This is a genomic window from Pseudomonas sp. E102 (genome assembly GCF_052660185.1).
In genome coordinates, this window is the sequence record NZ_CP084025.1 from 1,189,875 (window position 1) to 1,208,826 (window position 18,952).

At 61.0% G+C, this 18,952-nt stretch carries 16 protein-coding genes; 1 reads left to right on the plus strand and 15 read right to left on the minus strand.

The features are described from left to right. Positions 1-27 precede the first annotated feature (27 nt). The 12 genes from DOCECA_RS05545 to ccoN (DOCECA_RS05600) all read right to left on the minus strand — a co-directional run bounded on the left by DOCECA_RS05545 (position 28) and on the right by ccoN (DOCECA_RS05600) (position 12,659). Positions 28-438, minus strand: coding sequence for an SMI1/KNR4 family protein (locus DOCECA_RS05545; RefSeq protein ID WP_434563250.1), 411 nt, complete (start codon positions 436-438; stop codon positions 28-30). Further along, positions 429-4,847, minus strand: coding sequence for an RHS repeat-associated core domain-containing protein (locus tag DOCECA_RS05550; RefSeq protein WP_445571576.1), 4,419 nt, complete (start codon positions 4,845-4,847; stop codon positions 429-431). The genes DOCECA_RS05545 and DOCECA_RS05550 overlap by 10 nt, the downstream gene beginning before the upstream one ends. A gap of 95 nt (positions 4,848-4,942) precedes the next feature. Beyond that, a complete protein-coding gene (locus tag DOCECA_RS05555) occupies positions 4,943-5,353 on the minus strand; it encodes a type II toxin-antitoxin system VapC family toxin (protein ID WP_420764707.1) in 411 nt (136 codons plus the stop codon). Further along, positions 5,354-5,608: a type II toxin-antitoxin system Phd/YefM family antitoxin gene (locus DOCECA_RS05560; protein WP_434650506.1), complete on the minus strand. Its 255-nt coding sequence runs from the start codon at positions 5,606-5,608 to the stop codon at positions 5,354-5,356. A gap of 150 nt (positions 5,609-5,758) precedes the next feature. Next, positions 5,759-6,742, minus strand: a complete 984-nt coding sequence (ccoP, locus tag DOCECA_RS05565; protein ID WP_434563254.1) for a cytochrome-c oxidase, cbb3-type subunit III — start codon at positions 6,740-6,742, stop codon at positions 5,759-5,761. Then, entirely contained in the window at positions 6,739-6,924 is a 186-nt protein-coding gene (locus tag DOCECA_RS05570) for a CcoQ/FixQ family Cbb3-type cytochrome c oxidase assembly chaperone (protein ID WP_003183474.1), read from the minus strand. Before DOCECA_RS05570 ends, ccoP (DOCECA_RS05565) begins: the two co-directional genes overlap by 4 nt. 5 nt (positions 6,925-6,929) lie before the next feature. After that, complete coding sequence (gene ccoO, locus DOCECA_RS05575; RefSeq protein ID WP_039589059.1) at positions 6,930-7,538, minus strand: cytochrome-c oxidase, cbb3-type subunit II; 609 nt, start codon at positions 7,536-7,538, stop codon at positions 6,930-6,932. After that, positions 7,538-8,980 (minus strand): cytochrome-c oxidase, cbb3-type subunit I, encoded by a 1,443-nt coding sequence (gene ccoN, locus DOCECA_RS05580; protein WP_420764704.1) that lies wholly within the window; start codon positions 8,978-8,980, stop codon positions 7,538-7,540. Before ccoN (DOCECA_RS05580) ends, ccoO (DOCECA_RS05575) begins: the two co-directional genes overlap by 1 nt. Positions 8,981-9,461: 481 nt before the next feature. After that, positions 9,462-10,415 (minus strand): cytochrome-c oxidase, cbb3-type subunit III, encoded by a 954-nt coding sequence (ccoP, locus tag DOCECA_RS05585; protein ID WP_445571577.1) that lies wholly within the window; start codon positions 10,413-10,415, stop codon positions 9,462-9,464. After that, positions 10,412-10,612 (minus strand): cbb3-type cytochrome oxidase subunit 3, encoded by a 201-nt coding sequence (locus DOCECA_RS05590; RefSeq protein WP_420764702.1) that lies wholly within the window; start codon positions 10,610-10,612, stop codon positions 10,412-10,414. Before DOCECA_RS05590 ends, ccoP (DOCECA_RS05585) begins: the two co-directional genes overlap by 4 nt. A 3-nt stretch (positions 10,613-10,615) precedes the next feature. Beyond that, the gene (gene ccoO, locus DOCECA_RS05595; RefSeq protein WP_181286923.1) at positions 10,616-11,224 is read right to left on the minus strand and encodes a cytochrome-c oxidase, cbb3-type subunit II; all 609 of its coding nucleotides are present in this window, start codon (positions 11,222-11,224) and stop codon (positions 10,616-10,618) included. A gap of 10 nt (positions 11,225-11,234) precedes the next feature. Then, complete coding sequence (ccoN, locus tag DOCECA_RS05600) at positions 11,235-12,659, minus strand: cytochrome-c oxidase, cbb3-type subunit I (protein ID WP_434563260.1); 1,425 nt, start codon at positions 12,657-12,659, stop codon at positions 11,235-11,237. Positions 12,660-12,755: 96 nt separating this feature from the next. Between ccoN (DOCECA_RS05600) and DOCECA_RS05605 the strand changes: the two genes are divergently transcribed. Next, a complete protein-coding gene (locus tag DOCECA_RS05605; RefSeq protein WP_445571578.1) occupies positions 12,756-13,448 on the plus strand; it encodes an alpha/beta family hydrolase in 693 nt (230 codons plus the stop codon). A 168-nt stretch (positions 13,449-13,616) separates the two neighbouring features. On the opposite strand, the gene DOCECA_RS05610 is transcribed toward DOCECA_RS05605, so the two are convergent. The 3 genes from DOCECA_RS05610 to acnA form a co-directional block, all read right to left on the minus strand. After that, a complete protein-coding gene (locus DOCECA_RS05610) occupies positions 13,617-15,182 on the minus strand; it encodes a methyl-accepting chemotaxis protein (RefSeq protein ID WP_420764698.1) in 1,566 nt (521 codons plus the stop codon). Between the two features lie 76 nt (positions 15,183-15,258). Beyond that, entirely contained in the window at positions 15,259-16,047 is a 789-nt protein-coding gene (locus tag DOCECA_RS05615; RefSeq protein WP_420764697.1) for a CPBP family intramembrane glutamic endopeptidase, read from the minus strand. Positions 16,048-16,162: 115 nt separating this feature from the next. Next, the gene (gene acnA / locus DOCECA_RS05620) at positions 16,163-18,904 is read right to left on the minus strand and encodes an aconitate hydratase AcnA (protein ID WP_445571579.1); all 2,742 of its coding nucleotides are present in this window, start codon (positions 18,902-18,904) and stop codon (positions 16,163-16,165) included. Between the last annotated feature and the right edge of the window lie 48 nt (positions 18,905-18,952).

The window sequence follows — 18,952 nt, forward strand, 5'->3', positions numbered from 1 at the left end:
AAGCCTGTCCAGCGATGACGCATGGCTCTATTGACCCGTGAGTTCAGCGAGGAATTCTTCAAATGATTCGCATACGAACGCCAGATCTTCTTCATCCATCAAGTACAGGTAAATATTTCCGAAGTCAGCCTCCTTAACGGATAAGAGGAAGGAATTGCCACCGTGATCGTACGCAAAGGGGATCATTTGCTTTAACGACGGAACGTCGTCCGTCAAGTCTCGATAGACCGTTTCGATAGGGGCTTGTCCGTATTTGATCGGAGTGAATCCACCCAGCAAAAAATCATTCTCGCTATTGCTCTCAGCCAAATCGCCGCCGTTGTGCTTTAGATAAAATTGCCTAAAGGCTGTCGGTAATTCCACATTGAATTTTTCTTGGAACTCATTCAACTCTTGCACAGAGAGGGCGTGTTCGGATTCTTCGAGGGTCAGCCGCATTTGGATGCTCCTTTTGTTCTGCTCTTGAAACGAGCTGGGTGGGTGTAGGCCTTGCCCGTAGCTGCTTTGTATTGAGCTACACCGCCGTTATGGCTTATGCCGCTGTGGGCGTTTTGCTTGATGAGCTGCATCGTGCCTGTGTTGGTCTTCGGGTCGTAATCATCCAAGTGGTGCCATACGTGGCCGGATGGAGTAGTTTTTTGACTCAACTTGGCCGCCTTGTTTGCGGCCTCGAAGTCCTTCCCGTAGTCGCCAGTGTATTCAATTCTAACGATTGGGTTCACGCCGGATTTTTTGTTGTAAAGCGCGTTACTTTCAGAATAGTCGAGACCTCCACCAGGTGTCTTCGTGACGCCGGTGTACCCACGGTCTTTCAGTTTTATCAGCGGGTCGACTGCAAGGCCTAGAGGGTCTGCATAGCCGATAGGGTTGGGCGCATAGGCATAGAAATTTAGGCCTCCAGCCAAGCCTATTGGATCGGGCGTAGTGAAGCGACCCACGTCAGGATCGTAAAACCTGAGAACGTTGTAGTGCAGCCCAATTTCTCGATCGAGATACTGTCCTTGGTACCTCAGGTTTTGCTCTTCAATGAAGTAGGGTTCACGAATTTCCTGAAGAGGGTTACCCCACACCTCAAAGCGAGCTTGCCAGACGCTTCGTCCGTCGACTTCTGTGAGTTGTTCGGGCAGGCCGTTCAGGTCGTTGTGGTAATAACGGACTTTCTGATGCGCACCGTATCCATCTATCCGCGCAAGGGGTTCGTAGGTGTTATCCGTATAAAGATAAAGGCTAGTCTGGTTGTATCGACTTTCCTGCAATAAGCGCATGCCATCCCAGGTGAAGCGGGTTTCCCCCAGCGGGTAGCCGTGGCTGTCGTGTTCGGTTTTTTCGATGCGCCGGCCCAGCGGGTCGTAGGCCATTTTGACCACGCTGCCGTTGTCATTGCGCACCTCGATCAAGCGGCTTTCGGCGTCGTAGGCAAAGTGCTGCACGCCACGTTTGGCGCTGCGTTTTTCGATCATCCGGCCGAAGGCGTCGTAGCGGTAGCGCTTGTCCTGGTAGGTCAGCAGTTTGTTGTGCACCACCAATCCGGCGCCGGGGGCCGGGCCGTCCAGCAGGTTGGCGGCGGCGTCGTAGGTGAAGGTTTCGCGCTGGCCGTGCAGGCTGTCCTGGCTGGCGATGATGCGACCGGTGGCGTCGTAGTGCAGGAGCTGGCGCTGTTGCGCGGCGGGTTGCTGGTCGAGTTTGCCGATGAGGTTGTCGGCGGGGTCGTACTCGAAGTGTTTTTGCACCGCCGCCGGCAACAGCGAGGGTTGGCCGCTGTGGCGGCGTTGTCGCGTGCGCAGGCGACCGCTGCGGTCGTATTCGCTGCGGGTGCTGATCTGCCCTTGGGTACGCAGCACTTCGCGGTGCAGGCGGTCGCGTTCGAAGTCGCTGATGACCTGGCCGTCGAGGTTGATCTGGTGCAGATGACCACTGCCGTAGTACAGGCGGTTGACCCAGCGGCCATCGGGCAGTTGGGTCTGGATCAGGTTGCCAAGTTCGTCGTAGTGGTGTTGCAGGCTGCCGGCGGCGCTGTTTTCGGCGAGCAACTGGCCGAGGGCGTCGTAGGCGAAGCTCAGGGTTTGCGCGTTGCCTTGCAGGTCGGTGAAGGTGACGGCGGTGAGTTGGTCCAGCGGATCGTAGCTGTATTCAGTGCGGCCATCGTCGGTGACTTTGGCGATCAGCCGACCCACGGCATCGCGTTCCAGGCGATGGACGATGGGCGCCGGCGGTATTTCGGGAATGAGCGCCAGGCCCGTGCCGTACGGTGCAGGCATCGCCGTCACTGCCGCGACGTTGTCGAGGCGGTCATAGTCGTAGCGCTTGGCGCTGCCATCCAGGTCTTGTTGTTCGCTCAACCGATTGGCGATATCCCAGGCAAACCGGTAGCTCTCGCCATTCTCATTGGTCAGCGCTTGCAGCCGGCCGAAGCTGTCGTAGGCGAACTGCACTTGCCGGCCCTGGGCGTCGGTGCGTTGGCGGACCTGACCGCGGCGGTTGTGCTGGTAAAGCGTGGTGTGCCCGGCCGGGTCGGTGTAGCCGGTGAGTTGGCCTGCGGTGTCGCGCTGATAGTGCTCGGTGCGGCCGTCCGGCAATTGGCTGCTGAGCAAGCGCCCTTGGGCGTCGTAGCTGAATTGGGTGCGCTCGCCGAGGGCATCGGTGATGGTTTGCAGGTAGCCTCGCTGGTCATAACTGAAACGCGTCGGATAACCCGAGCAATCGACGTGTTCAACCAATTGCCCAAACGGGTTCCAGCGCAGCTTTTTGTTTTTGCCGGTGGCGTCGATGATTTCCACGACCTGGCCGTGGGCGTCGTAGCGATAGTGGGTGATGTGGCCCCGCGGGTCGGTTTGCGCGGTGCAATTGCCGCGTTGATCGTAGCGGTATTTCCAGCTGTGGCCGGCGGCGTTGGTGTCCACCAGCGGCAGTGCCCAATGTTCGAGCCAGAGGGTGGATTCGCTGCGGCCCATCGGGTCGGTTTCGCTGATCAGATTGCCGGCATCGTCATAGCTGAACTGATACAGGCCACCTTGTGGATCGGTGGCGCTGAGCAACTGACGTTCATCATTCCATTCGAACAGCCACGTCTGGCCGAGGTTGTCGCTGAACCGGATGATCTGGTGCTGGCTGTTCCAATGCCGAATGCTGACGCGTTGCAGGCTGTCGCTGATGCGAGTGATACCGGCGTGCAGGTCATAGTCGAACTGGTAGGCGTCGCCCTCGTCGGTCCAGTGCCGGACCACGCGCCATTCCTGGCTTTGGATCAAGGCCCACTCATAGAAGCAGCGCAGGCCGGTGGGCAATTGGTGCTCGACCATCCGCTGCCCGGCGTCATAGCTGAAACGCCGTTGCATCTGGTTGCCACCGTCGCGTACTTCGGCGAGGTTGCATGCGGCGTCGTAGGCGTAGCTGACCAGCACTTCCCGCGATTGATCAGGGTAGAGACGTTCGATCCGGCTGACGCGTTCGCCTTCGCGAATCAACTCGACCTGCACCAGATCGAAGGTGTCGCGCAGCCGCACCAGGCGTCCGGCGTCGTCATAGTCGAGGTGGATACGGTTGTCGTTGCGGTCACCCAGTTGGCTCAGGCGCAGGTGTGCCGGGTTGACCGGCGTGGGTTCGAACAAACGGTACAGGCCGTCGTCGCTTTCGATCAGCAATTGCCCGTTCGCGTGACGGCGCACGGCCAGACCCTCGCCGGCGCTGAACACTGCGCCGCCCAATGGGATCGAGCCCATGTCGATGGGGCGCGCCTGTTCATCGGTGTAGACCAGGGTTTCGCCGCCGTCGGGGTGAGGGAGGATTTCGACCTTTACCTCATAGCTCACGCTCCACCCGGCTCCGAACAGGCTGCCGTGACGTTCGTCGCGGCTGTTGTAGAAACGCTGCCAGTTTATCGGCAGGATGCCGGGCAAGACGAAGTCCAGCTCTTCATCACCACCCAGCACCTTGGCGCCGGTGGCGGCATGCACCGGGTTCGGCGAGCCCAGGGCGGCGTTGGCAGCCGCGTTCGCCGCACTGCTGGCGGCCATGGACACCGCGCCGCCCACCAACATGCAGGGCAATTTGCTGAAGAACTTGCCTTTGCCGCCCTTGAGCATCAAAAGCGCCGTGACCGCCAACCCCACGCCCGGGGTCTTGCCGCTGCGGATCTCGCGCACTACCACCGAACCGCCGCCGATGGTCACGTCCGGTGAGATCAGCCCGGACGACACCACCGTCGCGTCGCACGTGCTGCGGTCGCCGCTGCGCACGGCGGGCTGGCCGTTGATGGTGACCTTGTCCGAGCCCTCGGCCATGAATTGCGGGGGCATCGGCGGGTGCTTCGTGCAGATGACCAAGTCTTCGGGCTTGGGTACGGCGCCCGGCGCGGGCGTGGCGACGGTAGGACGCCACATCTGCGAGAAGAATGACCCGGCCATGTCCAGGTAGCTGGGTTCTTCTTCTGGCTCGGAGGCTTCGAGCTCGGTGCCGGCCGGGGCGACATGGGATTGAATCGCTCCGGCGGCGCGGGCGGCGGGTATGTTGTTGGTGAGGGTGTCGGTGGACCCGGTGAGGATGTTGGCCTGCACCGTGGGCGGAAAGAGGGCGTTGCCGATGCCTTCGCATATATTGCTCAAGCCTTTATCGGCCCCGGTCTTGCTCATGGCCAGGCCGACCACCGTTCCCACCACCAGGCCGAGCACGAAGCAGCCCAGGCCGCCAGTGACCACGGTAATGCCCGTGGCGGCGACCACCGCGGCGGTCGCCACGGCAGTGATCGCGATGTTCGCCGCCACCTCCAGCACGCCGCCGAGAATGTCGGCCATCATTGAAGTGTGGTTCAGCGCGTCGCCCAGGCGGGCAGCCCAGAGCGCGTCAGACATGGACGATGCTCAAACTGGCGCTTGTATGCTTGGGTGGTTCGATGCCTTTCATTGCGCCTGTCTCCCTGGCGTTAAATGGTGAGTCCGTTGTGTTATCAGCTTGACCAAGGATTGAGCAACGCCACGCCGCTGCTCTGGAAATCCGTCACGTTGCGGGTCACCACGGTCAGCCCGTGAACCAACGCGGTGGCGGCAATCAAAGCATCGCATTCATTGCTGCGGTCGAGAACGTGAAGACGTGCGCAGCGAAGCGCAACGGCGCGGTCGACGGCGAGAATCCTGCCGGCAAACGTGGGCATGACGTGGTTGTCCAGCCATGCGCGCAGGCGACTGCCTTGCACCGGGTCCTTGCGTTCGATGCGCAAGACGCCGGTTTCCAGCTCCAACACGGTAATGGCCGAGACGTAGAGGCTGGGGGCGGGGACGCTGCGTGCCCAAGCCTGCACGTTCTTGTCGGCTTGGGGTTTGCGCAGCTCCGAGATGACATTGGTATCGAGTAGAAACATTCAGGACAGGTCGACCGATCGGGGAGTGATGACGGCACGTTCGGGATCGAAGTGGATATCCGACGCGTCGGGCATGACCAGCAACTCGACAATACTGGCGCCAATGCCGGTCAGTTTCTGGTACTCCTCAATGCTTAGCAGCACATGGGCCGGCTTGCCACGATCGGTGATGATCACCGGCCCTTCACGGGCGGCTTTTTTGGCACCACTTGTGTCGTGGTTGAATTCGCGGCTGGAAATGGTAGTGACGGACATGGTGGCGTACCCCATGGAAACTGAATGTAGGCACGTTACTACTGGCGCCAAGTGCAGGCAAGGGGAAACAGGCTCGACATGTTTCTAAGGCCGATAAAAAAGGCCCTGCCAAATGGATTGGCGGGGCCTTTCGTGTATCAGGAAGTTGCTTTACTGAGCGTCAGCGGCCGGAGCCTTTTCGCCATGTGACAGGCTATAGACGTAGGCGGCCAACAGGTGGACCTTGTCATTGCCTTGCATGTCGGCCTGGGCCGGCATCTGGCCTTGACGACCGTAGCGGATGGTCTGCTGCAGCTGGGCGAAGCTCGAACCGTAGATGAAGCCGGCCGGGTGCGTCAGGTCAGGTGCGCCCATGGCGGGCGTGCCTTTGCCGGCCGGACCGTGGCAAGCCACGCAGTTGGCTGCGAACAGTTTCTGGCCATTGGCCGGATCCGCCTTGGCGCCTTCCGGCAGTTTGCGACCGTGCAGGCCGGTCACGACGTAGGAAGCCACGTCGGCAACGCCTTGTTCGCCAACCACGGCAGCCCAGCCCGGCATGACGGCGTGACGGCCGCCCATGATGGTGGTCTTGATGGTTTCCGGCTCGCCGCCCCAGCGCCAGTCAGCGTCGGTCAGGTTGGGGAAGCCATAGGCACCCTTGGCGTCGGAACCGTGGCAGACCGAGCAGTTGGAAGCGAACAGGCGGCCACCCATCTTCAAGGCTTGCGGGTCCTTGGCGACTTCTTCGATGGGCATGGAAGCGAACTTGGCGAAGATCGGACCGAACTTGGCATCCGAGCGGGCCATTTCCTTTTCCCACTCATGCACGCCAGTCCAGCCGGTCTGGCCGTTGGCAAAAGGGGTCTGCTTTTCGGTGTCCAGGTAGTTATAGCCTGGCAGCAGGCCCTTCCAGTTACCCAGGCCGGGGTAGAGCACCAGGTAGCCGAGGGCGAAGATGATGGTGCCCACGAACAGCATGAACCACCACTTCGGCAGCGGGTTGTCGTACTCCTCGATCCCGTCGAAGGAGTGGCCGACCGTCTCCTCGGTGGCTTCGCTGCGCTGGCCCTTACGGGTCGACAGCAGCAGCCAGGTCAGGGCGAAGATCGTTCCCAGGCTGAGGACTGTGACGTACAGACTCCAGAACGTAGTCATTCTTTGTTACTCCTAGAAGCTTGCTCGACGTGCTTGATGGCTTCGGGATCGTCCGCGAACGGCAGTAAGGTCGCGTCGTCAAACTCCGACTTGCGCTTGGGGCTGAACACCCACAGAGCCAGGCCGATGAAGGCCACCATCACGACGACGGTGCCCAGGCCACGAATCATCCCGATATCCATCCAGATCACCGTTTGCTTTTGATGATGGTGCCCAGGCCTTGCAGATAGGCCACCAGCGCGTCCATTTCAGTCTTGCCCTTCACGGCATCCCTGGCGCCGGCGATGTCTTCGTCGGTGTAGGGAACGCCCAGGGAGCGCAGGACTTCCATTTTCTTGGCGGTGTCTTTGCCGTCGAGCTTGTTTTCTACGAGGAACGGGTAGGCCGGCATTTTCGACTCAGGCACGACGTTGCGCGGGTTGTACAAGTGCGCACGCTGCCAGTCGTCGGAGTAGCGGCCGCCGACACGGGCCAGGTCCGGACCGGTACGCTTGGAACCCCACAGGAACGGGTGGTCCCAGACGCTTTCACCGGCGACCGAGTAGTGGCCGTAGCGTTCGGTCTCGGCGCGGAACGGACGGATCATCTGCGAATGGCAGCCGACACAACCGTTGGCGATGTAGACGTCGCGGCCTTCGAGTTCAAGGGCGGTGCGCGGCTTCATGCCTTCGACCGGCTTGTTGGTCACGTCCTGGAAGAACAGTGGAACGATCTGGGTCAGGCCGCCGATGCTCACGGCGATAACCATGAAGAAGGCCAGCAGGCCGATATTCTTCTCTACTGCTTCGTGCTTCATCAGTGAGCTCCAACAACGGCGATCTTGGCAGCGGCTTCAGCTTCAGCCGGGTCAGAGGCACGAACGGTGCGCAATACGTTGTAAGCCATCAGCAGCATGCCGCTGGCGAAGAACGCGCCGCCCAGGGCACGGACAATAAAGCCCGGGTGGCTGGCTTGCAGCGCTTCGACGAACGAGTAGGTCAGGGTGCCGTCATCGTTGATCGCACGCCACATCAGGCCTTGGGTAATGCCGTTGACCCACATCGAGGCGATGTACAGCACGGTGCCGATGGTCGCGAGCCAGAAGTGCGCGTTGATCAGGCCAGTGCTGTGCATCTGCGCGCGACCGAACAGTTTCGGGATCATGTGGTAGATGGCGCCGATGGAAATCATCGCTACCCAGCCGAGGGCGCCGGCGTGTACGTGGCCGATGGTCCAGTCGGTGTAGTGGCTCAAGGAGTTGACGGTCTTGATGGCCATCATCGGGCCTTCGAAGGTCGACATGCCGTAGAACGCCAAAGACACCACCAGGAACCGCAGGATCGGGTCGGTGCGCAGCTTATGCCAGGCGCCCGAGAGGGTCATCATGCCGTTGATCATGCCGCCCCAGCTTGGCGCCAGCAGGATGATCGACATCGCCATGCCCAGGGACTGCGCCCAGTCCGGCAGCGCGGTGTAGTGCAGGTGGTGAGGGCCGGCCCAGATGTACAGGGTGATCAGCGCCCAGAAGTGCACGATGGACAGACGATAGGAGTAGATCGGACGCTCGGCCTGTTTCGGCACGAAGTAGTACATCATCCCCAGAAAGCCGGTGGTCAGGAAGAAGCCCACGGCGTTGTGGCCGTACCACCATTGGATCATCGCGTCGGTGGCGCCCGAATAGGCCGAGTAAGACTTGAAGAAGCTGACCGGCAGGGACGCGTGGTTGACGATGTGCAACATGGCGGTCACGACGATGAACGCGCCGTAGAACCAGTTGCCGACATAGATGTGCTTGGTCTTGCGCTTGACGATGGTGCCGAAGAACACCAAACCGTAGGTCACCCAGACGATGGCCAGCAGGATAGCCAGGGGCCATTCCAGTTCCGCGTATTCCTTGGTGGTGGTGAAACCCATTGGCAAGGTCACGATCGCGCCAACGATCACCGCTTGCCAACCCCAGAAGGTGAAGGCGGCGAGGCTGTCGGAAATCAGTCGCGTTTGGCAGGTTCGCTGCACGACGTAATAAGAAGTGGCAAACAACGCACAACCACCGAAGGCGAAGATCACCAGGTTGGTGTGCAGCGGGCGCAGGCGTCCAAATGTCGTCCATGGCAGATCGAAGTTCAACTCCGGCCAGACCAGTTGCGAGGCGATGAAGACACCGAGCCCCATGCCAAGGATCCCCCAGACCACCGTCATGATGGCGAACTGGCGGACTACCTTATAGTTATAAGCAGTCGGACTGATTGCTGTGCTCATTCTAAGGTTCCACGGTTTGGGTGTTTTATTAGGATAAAAATCGGTCGCAAGTATGGAGAAAGCGGGGGGTCATTGCAACGCGCCATGACCGGGGTCAATGCTTTCCAAAGCTGATTCTGCGGCCTTTCCATGTTCGGTGTAGGGACAAAATTGGCCCTCGGCAAAATGTCGCGACAAAGGAAGGAGGCGAGGGGGTCAGGTCGGTTGTAACGGGGTGTGTTCAAACACGGCGTTCGGGGGGTGACAGGCAACTGTCGCAACAGCCGGTATTCACCTGCCTTTGCGGCCTTTTTGTCGAACGATTGTCGAACGCATCGGGTCGGATCGACCTGAAACCGGCAGTCGCCAGCACACGCAAAGGCAAGCTTAGACCTGATTCCATGGAACCGAAAGAAAGACTAAGGCAGGGTGCGACAATGAGTCGCGCAGGGGCACGGAACGGCCGCATCCAGATGAACGCGGCTGTTCGTGTGGTCAGGATTTATTCGCTTTTGTGTTCCGCTTGCAGGCGCTCGGTGCCGGCACCCTGGGACAGGCTGTAGACGTAAGCCGCGAGCAGTTGCACCTTATCATTGCCAAGCAGTTCATTCTGCGCAGGCATATGGCCTTGGCGACCATGGCGAATGGTCTGCTGCAATTGGGCCAGGCTGGTGCCGTAGATGAAGCCGGCCGGTTGCGTCAGGTTCGGCGCGCCCATGGCTTCGGTGCCCTGGCCGTTGGCGCCGTGGCAGGCGACGCAGGTGGTGCTGAACGCTTGCTGGCCGGCTTGCAGGTCGGCACCGCTGTCCGCCGGTAGCGGCAGGCCTGCCAGATCGTGTCGCACATACGCGGCGACGTTCCTGACCCCGGCATCTCCCAACACGTCGCCCCAGGCGGGCATCGCTGCCATGCGGCCGCCCATGATGGTCGCCTTGATGGTTTCGGCATTGCCGCCCCAGCGCCAGTTACTGTCGGCAAGGTTCGGGAAGCCGAAGGCGCCCTTGGCGTCCGAGCCATGGCAGACCGAGCAGTTGGAAGCGAACAAGCGGCTGCCCATTTTCAAGGCTTGCGGATCCTTGGCGACTTCTTCCACCGGCATCGCGGAGAACCTGGCGAAGATTGGCCCGAACCTGGCGTCAGCCTTGGCCATTTCCTTTTCCCATTCATGGGCGCCGGTCCAGCCGTTGTCGTAGCCGGGCAGGATGCCTTTCCAGTTGCCCAGGCCCGGATAGAGAATCAGGTAGCCAACGGAAAACACCAAGGTGCCGGCGAACAACAGGAACCACCATTGCGGCAGCGGGTTGTCGTATTCCTCGATGCCGTCGAAGCTGTGGCCCATGGTCTGGTCGACGCTGCCCTTGGTCTCGCCCTTGCGGGTGCCGATCAGCAGCCAGGTCAGGCCGATGAGGCTGCCGAGGGTCAGTACGCAGATCCACGTACTCCAGAAAGTGGTCATGACCGGGTACTCCTTGGTTCAGGGTCTTGGGGGATGAGGTCGGCGGGCGGCTCATCGGCAAACGGCAGCAGGCGTGCCTGGGCGAATTCCGGGCCGCGCTTGCTGCTGAACACCCACAGGACCAGGCCGATGAAAGCGATGAACACCACGACGGTGCCCAGGCCGCGGATCATTCCAGTACTCATTTCAAGCACCATGGCTCACCTCTTGCTCTTGATGGCAGTGCCAAGCACTTGCAGGTAGGCCACCAGCGCATCCATTTCGGTCTTGCCCTTGAGCGTGGCCGTCGCGCCTGCGATGTCATCGTCGGTGTACGGCACGCCGAGGGTGCGCATGGCGCGCAGCTTGCCTTCGGTGTGGCTGCTGTCGACGGCTTGGGTGACGAGCCACGGGTAGGCCGGCATTTTCGATTCGGGCACGACGTTGCGCGGGTTGTACAAGTGCGCGCGATGCCAATCATCGGAGTAACGCGCGCCGACCCGGGCCAGGTCCGGGCCAGTGCGCTTGGAGCCCCAAAGGAACGGGTGATCCCAGACGCTTTCGCCGGCCACCGAGTAGTGGCCGTAGCGCTCGGTCTCGGCGCGAAACGGACGAATCATCTGCGAGTGGCAGCCGACGCAGCCTTCGCGGATGTAAATGTCGCGGCCTTCCAACTGCAGGGCGGTGTAGGGTTTCATGCCGTCCACCGGTTTATTGGTCACGTCCTGGAAGAACAGCGGCACGATCTGGGTCAAGCCCCCGATACTCACGGCCAGGACCATCAGCAGCATCAGCAGGCCGACGTTTTTTTCGATTGTTTCGTGTTTCATCGCGGACTCCTCAAGCCATCTGCGCGGCAACGGTGGCTTCGGCAGGCTGAGAGGCCCGCACGGTGCGCCAGGTGTTGTAGGCCATCAGCAACATGCCGCTGAGGAAGATCGCCCCGCCTACCAGCCGCACGATGAAGCCTGGGTGGCTGGCCACCAGGGTTTCGACGAAGGAGTAGGTGAGCGTGCCGTCTTCGTTCACCGCACGCCACATCAGGCCCTGGGCAATGCCGTTGACCCACATCGAGGCGATGTACAAAACGGTGCCGATGGTTGCGAGCCAGAAGTGCGCGTTGATCAGGCCGATACTGTGCATCTGCGTGCGGCCGAAGACTTTGGGGATCATGTGGTACAGCGCGCCGATGGAAATCATCGCCACCCAGCCCAGTGCGCCGGCGTGTACGTGGCCGATGGTCCAGTCGGTGTAGTGGGAGAGGGCGTTGACGGTCTTGATCGCCATCATCGGCCCTTCGAAGGTCGACATACCGTAGAACGCCAGGGACACCACCAGAAAGCGCAGGATCGGGTCGCTGCGCAATTTATGCCAGGCGCCCGAGAGGGTCATCATGCCGTTGATCATGCCGCCCCAGCTTGGCGCCAGCAGGATCAGCGACATCACCATCCCCAGCGATTGCGCCCAATCCGGCAGCGCGGTGTAGTGCAGGTGGTGCGGGCCGGCCCAGATATACAGCGTGATCAGCGCCCAGAAGTGGACAATGGACAGACGATACGAATACACCGGGCGCTCGGCCTGTTTCGGCACGAAGTAATACATCATCCCCAAGAAGCCTGCGGTGAGGAAAAAGCCTACGGCGTTGTGGCCGTACCACCATTGCACCATCGCATCGGTGGCCCCGGCATACACCGAGTAGGATTTGGTCAGGCTCACCGGCAATTCCAGGTTGTTGACGATGTGCAGGATCGCCACGGTCAGGATGAACCCGCCGAAGAACCAGTTACCGACGTAGATGTGCTTGGTCCTACGCTTGGCCACGGTGCCGAAGAACACGATGGCGTAGGCGACCCAGACGATGGTGATCAGAATGTCGATCGGCCATTCCAATTCGGCGTATTCCTTGGAACTGGTGTAGCCCAGCGGCAGGCTGATGGCCGCCAGCAGGATCACAAGCTGCCAGCCCCAAAAGCAGAATGCGGCGATTTTCGGCGCGAACAACGTTGTCTGGCAGGTGCGCTGCACTGAATAAAACGAACTCGCAAACAACGCGCAACCGCCGAAGGCAAAGATCACCGCATTGGTGTGCAACGGGCGCAGGCGGCCGAAGCTGGTCCAGGGCAAATCGAAGTTGAGCTGCGGCCAGACCAACTGGGCCGCGAGAAAAACCCCGAGCCCCATGCCGACGATGCCCCACACCACCGTCATAATGGCGAATTGGCGGACCACCTTGTAGTTGTAGGCGGTACTGATAGAAGTGTTCATGGTTCCCCATCCACGGTTCAGTCGAAGTGAGTGCCTGCGCAAGGCAGTGCGGCGTTCTTCGCCTGGAGTTATAGGCAGACTAAAAGCGAGGCAAGCATGGACAAACAGCACAAGGCCAGTATTGACGGGGATCAATGGGCGCGATGCGTGGCGGAACATGGTTGGCTGTGGACGGCCGCCAAGCCAGGTGCTGGCGCCGAGTCGCCGACCCTGATCCTGGCCCATGGCGCCGGCGCACCGATGGACAGCGGTTTCATGGCGCAAATGGCCACCCGCCTAGGCGCACAGGGCGTCAATGTGTTGCGCTTCGAGTTTCCCTACATGGCCCAGCGGCGCGTGGACGGCGGCAAGCGTCCACCGAACCCTGCGCCAAAGCTGCTGGAATGCTGGCGAGAGGTGTACGCCACCGTGCGGCCTTATGTCGCTGGGCAGCTGGCCATTGGCGGCAAGTCCATGGGCGGGCGGATGGCTAGTTTGGTGGCTGATGAGCTGGGCGCCGATGCGCTGGTGTGCCTGGGCTATCCCTTCTACGCGGTAGGCAAACCGGAGAAACCGCGGGTCGAGCACTTGGCAACGTTGAAGACCCGAACCTTGATCGTCCAGGGTGAGCGGGATGCGTTGGGCAATCGGGAGGCGGTGCAGGGCTACACGTTGTCACCGGGCATCGAGGTCATGTGGCTGGTGGCGGCGGATCATGATCTGAAACCGTTGAAGGCGTCGGGGTTTAGTCATGAGCAGCATCTGCAGGCGGCGGCGCAGGCGGTGGCCGGGTTTGTGTCTCAAGACTGATGCTGCCAGTCATGGCCTCATCGCGAGCAAGCTCGCTCCCACATTGGAATGCATTTGAATGAACGACCCACACCCCCTGTGGGGGCGAGCTTGCTCGCGATAGCGGCCTGCCAGACGACAAAAACCCGGAAGCTTTCGCTGTCCGGGCCTTTGGTTCGCCAATTGAACTCAGCGGTTGAACCGCTCCACCAACGAATACTGCGTGTTGGCCGTGCGGGTCAGTTCTTCGCTCAGCAGCGCCGAGCTGTGGGCCTGCCCGGAGGTCTGGTCGGCCAGTTCCGAGATGTTACTGATGTTGCGGCTGATTTCCTCGGCCACCGAACTTTGTTCCTCGGTCGCGGCGGCGATCTGAGTGGTCATGTCGGTGATGTGTGCCACCGCTTCGCTGATCCCCGCCAGTGCCTGGTCGGCTTCCATGACCCGCGCAACGCCTTCTTCAGCCTGGCGATGACCGGCGTCCATGGTCTGCACGGCGTTGGTGGCGGTCTGTTGCAGTTTGGCGATCAAGGCATGGATCTGCCCAGTGGACTCGCTGGTGCGTTGGGCCAATTGCCGCACTTCATCGGCGACGACGGCAAACCCGCGTCCCATCTCGCCGGCGCGGGCCGCTTCGATGGCGGCGTTGAGGGCCAGCAGGTTGGTCTGGTCGGCGATGCCCTTGATCACGTCAACCACGCCACCGATTTCATCGCTGTCCTTGGCCAACTGGGTCACGGTCTGCCCGGTCTCGCCCACGACGACCGACAGTCGCTCGATGGCCTCGCGGGTTTCGCCTGCAATGTCGCGACCGCGTCCCGTCAGGCGATTGGCCTCTTGGGTGGCATCGGCGGTGCGCTGCACGTGGCTGGCGACTTCCTGGGTGGTCGCGGCCATCTGGTTGATGGCGGTGGCCACTTGTTCGGTTTCCACCCGCTGGCGCTCCAGGCCGCTGGAGCTGTCGTGGGCCAACGCGCTGGATTGGCGCGCCTGGCCGTTCAGGTGCTCGGCAGTGTCCTGCAGGCGGGTCAGGCAGGTTTTGAGGCGGGCTTCCTGGCTCAGGATCGACATCTCCAGGCGTGCCTGGACGCCGCGGCTATCGGTGAACATCCGCGCGATCAACGGGTCCGAGGTGGTTTGTTCGGCCAGGCGCAGCAGGCGCTTGATACCGCGTTGCTGCCACTGCAGGCCCAGCAGTCCCAACGGCACCGACAGCAGGCCGGCGAGGGCAAACCCCCAAGAAGAGGTGAAAAAAGCGCCGACAACGAAACTCAACTGGCTGACCAGGATGAACGGCAGCCAGTCCTGCAGCATCGGCAGCCATTTATCGCTGCCCGGCACTGCGGATTTGCCTTGGTTGAGGCGCTTATAAAGGGCTTCGGCTCGGGTAATCTGCTCAGCGGTGGGTTTGACCCGTACCGATTCATAGCCTACGACCTGATTGCCTTCGAACACGGGCGTGACGTAGGCGTTGACCCAGTAGTGATCGCCGTTCTGGCAGCGATTCTTGACGATGCCCATCCATGGCAAGCCTTGTTTCAACGTGTTCCACATGTGGGTGAACACGGCCGACGGAACGTCGGGATGGCGCACCAGGTTGTGCGGCGAATGGATCAATTGTTCCTTTGTAAAACCACTGATGTCGATGAAAGCATCGTTGCAGTAGGTAATCACACCCTTGGCGTTGGTGGTGGAAATAAGTCGTTGCTGGGCCGGGAAGGTCCTTTCGCGTTGTGTAATAGGCTGGTTGTTACGCATGGTGTGGTAGTCCGCAAGGCTTTGAAAGGTTGTCGGCACCGTCAGCTTTTTGTTGAAATAATTCTTCCCGGCGGTGTCACGCCAGCATCGGGTAGGTAAACAGGGTGAAGTGAAGCAGGTTGAGGCCAAAATGCGTGGCTATCGCTGCACCCAGGCCACCCAATCGATAGGCCAGGCCGTAACCGATCCCGGCCAGCCCCGACAGCAGCACCCATTCCCAACCGGCGCCGGCATGCACCAGGCCGAACACCAGCGAGGCCAGCAGTAACGCGAGGTTGTCGCCATGGCGCAAGTGTTGAAAGCGCCGGCTCAGGCCTCCCTGGATATAGCCACGAAACAGCGCTTCCTCCACCAACGTCACCAGAAGAAGATTATTCAGGACCCACAGCCAGGCCGAGTCTGGCCATTTAGGCGCCCAATTGATCATGCCCAGCAGCATGGCCCCGCCCAGGGCCAGGATCGTACTGATGCACATGCCCAGGGCCGTGGCATAGACAGACAAGCGAAACGGGCGCCGCCCGATGATCCATGGGCAGAACAACAGCAACCAGAAGCCAATCAGTGGCTTGTCCTGGTTCAGGTACATGGCGAATCGCACGGCATCATCGGTAAAACGTTGTGCCGCGATGGCCCTGCCGTTGAAGAAGCCTGGCATCCAGTGCAGGGCCAGCGCGACCGCGAGCACCGCGAACAGGCAATGCCCGAGGAACTGCCCGACCGGCGTCTGCCGCTGGCGAACGGCATACCCGGCGAACAGCAGCAGCGCGACCGAAATAGCCGCTGTCCAGGCCAGGTGGCCATAGACCAGGGCGAAGCCATAGCCGATCGAGAGAAGGGCCAGGTAGGGCCAGGGTAGGGCGGGCATGTCGAATCCTTGGGGCTGGAAAACGGGCGAAGCTCGCAGAGCCGGCGGGGATTATAGGCAGGCCCATACAAAAACACCGCCTATCTGAGGCGGTGTTTTCGTAGGACGCTTCTTTTTATCCTGCAATCAATTGCCGTAGGACAAAGTGCAGGATGCCACCGGCCTTGAAATATTCCACTTCATTCAAGGTGTCGATCCGGCACAACACATCAATCCGTTCCTGGCTACCGTCTTCGCGGGTAATGACCACGGGCAGGTTCATGCGTGGCGTCAGCTCGGTGTCGCTCAAACCGAGGATGTCCAAAGTTTCCCTGCCGGTGAGGTTCAGGCTCTTGCGATTCTGATCGAGCTTGAATTGCAACGGCAGCACGCCCATGCCCACCAGGTTGGAGCGGTGGATACGCTCGAAGCTTTCGGCGATAACGGCTTTGACTCCCAGCAGGTTCGTACCCTTGGCCGCCCAGTCTCGACTTGACCCCGTGCCGTATTCCTGACCCGCGATCACCACCAATGGCGTGCCGGTGGCCTGGTACAACATCGCGGCATCGTAGATCGACATGCGTTCGCCGTTGGGGATATAGATCGTATTGCCGCCTTCCTCGCCGCCGAGCATTTCGTTGCGGATGCGGATGTTGGCGAAGGTGCCTCGCATCATGACCTGGTGATTGCCCCGTCGCGAACCGTAGGAGTTGAAGTCCCGTGGCTCGACGCCCTGTTCGCGCAGGTAGCGACCGGCCGGGCTGTCCGCCTTGATGTTGCCGGCGGGGGAGATGTGGTCCGTGGTCACCGAGTCTCCCAGCAGAGCGAGGACCCGCGCACCCTCCAAGTTTTTTACCACGGGTGGAGGCCCGCCAATATCGTCGAAGAACGGTGGATGCTGGATGTACGTGGAGTCCGATTGCCAGACGTAGGTCGCGGCTTGTGGAACCTCGATCGCTTGCCATTGCTCGTCGCCGGCAAACACGGCGGCATATTCCTTGTGGAACATGCTTGTGTCCACTTGAGCCACCGCGTCAGCCACTTCCTTGCTGCTCGGCCAGATGTCCCGCAGGTACACCGGATTGCCTTCGCGGTCGTTGCCCAGCGGTTCGCTGCTGATGTCGATGCGCACGGTGCCGGCCAGGGCATAGGCGACCACCAGTGGCGGTGAGGCCAGCCAGTTGGTTTTCACCAAAGGATGCACCCGTCCCTCGAAGTTGCGGTTTCCCGACAGCACGGACGCCACGGAAAGGTCGGCTTTCTGGATGGCTTTTTCAATCGGATCGGGCAGCGGGCCTGAATTGCCGATACACGTCGTGCAACCATAGCCCACCAGGTCGAAACCGAGTTTGTCGAGGTATTCGGTCAGGCCGGCGGCCTTGTAGTAGTCGGTCACCACCTTCGAGCCCGGTGCCAGTGAACTCTTCACCCAAGGCTTGCGGGCCAGGCCTTTTTCCACGGCTTTTTTTGCAAGCAATCCGGCGGCCATCATCACGCTGGGGTTGGATGTGTTGGTACAGGACGTAATCGCCGCGATGACCACCGCACCGTTTTTCAGGCGGTGGGTCTGGCCTTCGAATTCATATTCCGCTTCGCCCACCTGGTCGGCGTTGCCCACCGCGACACCGCCGCCGCCTTCGCTTTCGAGGCGACCTTCTTCTTTGCTGGTGGGCTTTATCTGAAGGCCCAGGAAGTCGCTGAAGGCCTGGCCTACATTCGGCAGCGACACCCGGTCCTGGGGACGCTTGGGGCCGGCGAGGCTGGCTTCGACACTGCCCATATCCAGTTCCAGCGTGTCGGTGAAAACCGGTTCCTGCCCTGGCAACCGCCACAGTCCCTGGGCCTTGCAGTAGGCTTCCACCAGTTTCACGGTTTCCGTCGGACGGCCGGACAGGCGCAGGTAGTCCAACGTCACATCGTCGACGGGGAAGAAGCCGCAGGTGGCGCCGTACTCCGGGGCCATGTTGGCGATGGTGGCGCGATCGGCCAATGGCAGGTCGGCTAGACCGTCGCCATAGAACTCGACGAATTTGCCCACCACGCCTTTCTTGCGCAGCATCTGCGTGACGGTCAGCACCAGGTCGGTGGCGGTGATGCCTTCGCGCAGTTTGCCGACGAGTTTGAAACCAATGACTTCCGGAATCAGCATTGATACCGGTTGGCCGAGCATCGCCGCTTCCGCTTCGATACCGCCGACGCCCCAGCCGAGCACGCCCAGGCCATTGATCATGGTGGTGTGGGAGTCGGTGCCGACCAGGGTGTCGGGGAAGGCGTAGAGACGACCGTCTTCCTCTTTGGTCCATACGGTACGGCCGAGGTATTCGAGGTTGACCTGGTGGCAGATGCCGGTGCCCGGTGGCACCACGCTGAAGTTGTCGAACGCGCTCTGGCCCCAACGCAGGAAGGCGTAGCGTTCGCCGTTGCGCTGCATCTCGATGTCGACGTTCTGCTCGAAGGCCTGTTGGCTGGCGAACTTGTCCACCATCACCGAGTGGTCGATGACCAGGTCGACCGGTGACAGCGGATTGATCCTCTGCGGATCGCCGCCGGCCTTTTCCACCGCTGCGCGCATGGCCGCCAGGTCGACCACGGCGGGGACGCCGGTGAAGTCCTGCATCAGCACCCGGGCCGGGCGGTATTGAATCTCGCGGTCGGAACGGCGCTCTTTGAGCCAGCCGGCCAGCGCCTTGAGGTCGGTGCCGGTGACGGTTTTGTCATCTTCCCAGCGCAACAGGTTTTCCAGCAGAACCTTGAGGGACATCGGCAACTTGTCCAGGTCGCCCAGGCTTCGCGCTGCGTCCGGCAGGCTGAAATAATGGTAGGTCCTGGCGTCGACTTGCAATGTTTTAAGGGTTTTCAGGCTATCGATGGACGGCATTGAAATCACTCCTTTGAGTCCGCACGGCTACGGACTGACGGAACGGAC